Source organism: Micromonospora sp. NPDC049282 (assembly GCF_043197045.1).
In the GTDB taxonomy this organism is placed as follows: domain Bacteria; phylum Actinomycetota; class Actinomycetes; order Mycobacteriales; family Micromonosporaceae; genus Micromonospora.
On sequence record NZ_JBICSL010000041.1, the window covers coordinates 1 to 3,335 of the forward strand.

The 3,335-nt window shown below is 70.0% G+C and carries 4 protein-coding genes; 3 read left to right on the top strand and 1 reads right to left on the bottom strand.

Annotated features, from left to right (window positions below):
* Positions 1-173: 173 nt before the first annotated feature.
* A complete protein-coding gene (locus ACGFI2_RS30570) occupies positions 174-755 on the bottom strand; it encodes a DinB family protein (protein WP_393523657.1) in 582 nt (193 codons plus the stop codon).
* 71 nt (positions 756-826) lie between these two features.
* Between ACGFI2_RS30570 and ACGFI2_RS30575 the strand changes: the two genes are divergently transcribed.
* The 3 genes from ACGFI2_RS30575 to ACGFI2_RS30585 all read left to right on the top strand — a co-directional run bounded on the left by ACGFI2_RS30575 (position 827) and on the right by ACGFI2_RS30585 (position 3,217).
* Entirely contained in the window at positions 827-1,672 is an 846-nt protein-coding gene (locus tag ACGFI2_RS30575) for an aminopeptidase (RefSeq protein ID WP_393523658.1), read from the top strand.
* 94 nt (positions 1,673-1,766) lie between these two features.
* Complete coding sequence (locus tag ACGFI2_RS30580; RefSeq protein ID WP_393523661.1) at positions 1,767-2,501, top strand: LPXTG cell wall anchor domain-containing protein; 735 nt, start codon at positions 1,767-1,769, stop codon at positions 2,499-2,501.
* A gap of 266 nt (positions 2,502-2,767) precedes the next feature.
* Complete coding sequence (locus ACGFI2_RS30585) at positions 2,768-3,217, top strand: VOC family protein (protein WP_393523660.1); 450 nt, start codon at positions 2,768-2,770, stop codon at positions 3,215-3,217.
* Positions 3,218-3,335: the final 118 nt, after the last annotated feature.

Genomic DNA, 3,335 nt, shown 5'->3' on the forward strand with positions numbered 1-3,335 from the left:
CTCGTTCTGACCTTCGACAAGCCAGAACCTAGGCAGGACAACGGCGTGCGCCATCACCGACGCGCCCAACCACCCACAAACACGTCACAAGACCCCAAAATATTCTTCTTCACCGTGGTCACCCAAGGTTAGCGGCGGGCGGCACCAGCCCGGCCCGCCTCGTCAGGCATTCCTCATCGGCCGGCGGCCTCCCGCGCGTTCCGCTCCACCATGTCCCGATGCGCGGCCCAGTGCGCCGCGTCCGTCGTCGGCACGTTCGTCGTCGTACGCAGCAGACCGACCGCGCCGTCGATCAACTCTCGGACGATGTCCGCGTGACCGGCGTGGCGCTGCGTCTCGGCGGTCACGTGGACCAGGACGTGATGCAGCGTCACCTCGCCGCCGTCGCCCCACCACGGCACCCGCCCGACCGTCTCCAGCGGCAACGCCTCGATCGTCGCGTCCGCGTGTGCCCAGGACTGCCGGTACAACTCGACGATGGACTCCCGCGACTCCGTCGGCAGCGCCCACGCCTCCCACGCCTCCTCCCCCTCGGGCCAACGAGGAACGGCCTCGCTCGGGCGACCGAAGGTTTCGCCGAAGTAGCCGAACTCGCCCCGAGCCAGGTGCTTGACCAGGCCCAGCAGGTTCGTCCCGGTGGGCGTCAGCGGCCGGCGGACGTCGTACTCGCTCAGCCCGTCGAGCTTCCACACCATCGCCTCGCGAGCCCCGCGCAGATAATCGAACAGGTCCGCCTTGGGGTCGAAGATCGCCATGGCGGACAGCATGCGGCATCGCCCCTCGACACGTGGCCCCGACCTGAGGCGCATGTGACACGATCTTGCCCATGCGCCTCCCGTACGGCCTGCTCGTCGCGTCCGTCGCGGCCGGTCTGCTCTCGGTGGCGGCGGCGCTGCTCGCCATGCGGGCCGCGTCGCTGCAGTTCGGCCTGGTCATGCTGCTCGCGCTGCTCGGCCACGTCCTGGCGAGGCGGGGGGCGCGCCGGGTCAGGTGGGCCGTCGCCGCCGGCGTCGGGCTGTTGGCCGTGGTGACGACGGCGAGGCTCTTCTGGTACCAGGAGCAGGCCGACGAAGCCGGCTGGCCGAACTCCGGCCCGGGGTTGGCGACGGCGGCCCTGGCGGCGCAGTGGCGGGAGCAGATCGACCGGGAGAGACTCGCCGCGATCGGTGCGGCGCTCGGCGTGCTCTGTCTCGCGGTCGGTGTGGCGGCGCTGCCGTCCCGCGGCCGGCGACGGGGTGCGGTAACGATCGTCCTCACGCTGCTGCTCCTCGCCTGGTTCGGGCTGGGCGTGATGCCGGACTTCGGCGGTCATCCCTTGCCGGACCTGCTCGGCACGGTGTGGCCGGCGCTCCTGGCAGCTCTCCTGGCCATGGGTGCTCTCGCGTTGTCCGGGTGGCGAGCCGACCGGCGGTGGCTGCTCCCGGCAGGACTGGTCCTGCTGTCGCTCGCGATGGCCCGCGCCTGCTCGGATCTCGTCGGGGCGTGGGCGGGCTGGTGGATCGTGGCCAACCCTGCCGAGGCCACCTTCCTGCAGTTGGGGATGACGGTGAGCACGTCGACAGACAGCTTCCCGAAGGTGTCGCAAGCCGTCGAGGCGGCAGTCGCGCTCGCCGGCACGGGCCTGGTGGCCGTCGGCGCCCTTCGCAGTTCCCGCGAGTCCGACGCTTCCTAGGTTGACACTGAGCAAAGTCGATCCCGCGGGACAGCGCAATCCGCTCACCGCCGGTAGCATCTTCGTTTTGCCCGCAACGGGGAGGATCATCCACATGCGATTGAAGTTGGCGGCCGGCGTCCTGGTGGCGCTCGCCTTTCTGATTCCGGCAGCGCCGGCGATGGCTCAGGCCCAAGCGCCCGGCTTGGACCCGGCCTGCCAGACGGTCGAGCGCAAGGTCTACAAGGACATCCGCGAACTCATCACCATCGACCTGGACACCGCCACCAACACGGAGATCCGTGTGTTGGCCAACCAGATCCTGGCCGAGGCGAACCGCGAGCAGTTGCCCGTTCTGCCTGATGCCATCCAGAAGCGGCTGGACGGCACGGCGGAAGATCTGCGCGCGTTCCTCAAGAAGGGCGTGCAGGATGCCTGGTACGTGGCTCTGCGTATCGAGGTTGGCCGGACCCTGACCAACGCCGGACCCAATGTGCGGGACGCGGCGCAGAAGACGCTCGACGACGGGACCATCGACGTCCTCCGGGCCTACCTGAACACCGGCCTGTACGAGGCACGTGAGCTCGACTGCAAGTCGCAGCCCACCGCGACCCCGACGGCGGAGCCCACCGCCACGCCGAGCGCCACGCCCAGCGCCACGACGACCGTCGTGCCGCCCTCTGGCCCCGCCGTCAGCCCGGGCGCTCCCGGTGACGGTGGCGAGGGCGGCGGGCTGCCCGTGACCGGTTCCGACACCGCGACCGTGGCCGGCATCGGCGGCGTGCTTCTGCTCCTCGGCGGCGTGGGCTTCGTGATCGGACGCCGACGCCGGTCCCGCTTCGTGGCGTAGTCAACCGGTGGTTACTCGCCGACGGCCGGCCGTGCCTCGGTGGCAACCCTTCACGGGCTTCGAACGCTGGCTCAGGTCACAACGCGGACGCCGGGCCAGCGTTCGGCGGGGCCACCGGGCCACTTCCCGCCCGACGTAGCAGAGAACCTTGTCGCGGGCACCCGACACCCGACACGGTGACTCGTTGTGGCGGGGCGTCGTCGAGCCGATGGGTGTGCGGGCGCCGTACGCGGGTACGCCCAGCCGAACAGGCCCGGGGAGGCGTGATGGCGAGCGAGGCACCCGACTACTTCCAGCCCGAGGCTGGGCTGGTGCTGACGCACCTGCTGATCGTGCGGGATGTGGACCGCTCACGGGAGTTCTACCGGCGGGTGCTGGGAGCGACAGTGGTGCGGGAACGCCAGCCGGCGATCCTACGGTTCCACAACAGCTACATCGTGATCAACGACGAAGGTGGACCGACCGACGACAAGCCGGGTGTGCAGGCGCAGGCGCCGCCGGACTCGCGGACGCTCAGCAGCGCCATGAACATCCGGGTCACCGACGTCCGAGCCGTCTACGAGCAGTGGCGGTCACGGGGCGGGGAGTTCCTGACCGAGCCCAAGGATCATGGCGTCGAGATCCGGTGCTACCTGCGCGACCCGGACGGCTACCTGATCGAGCTCGGTCAGGGCACCGCAATCCTCGCCGAGATGGGTCGCGCCACCTCCGCCTGAGGGTCGGGGTTCGGAGCGGAGCCCTGAGAGGGCGGTTCGGAGTGTTAGGTCCGTTTCTGGGTGAGGGTGAATACTCCGGGTTCGTCTTCGGTGAGGACGTGGCGGTTGACCATGCGTT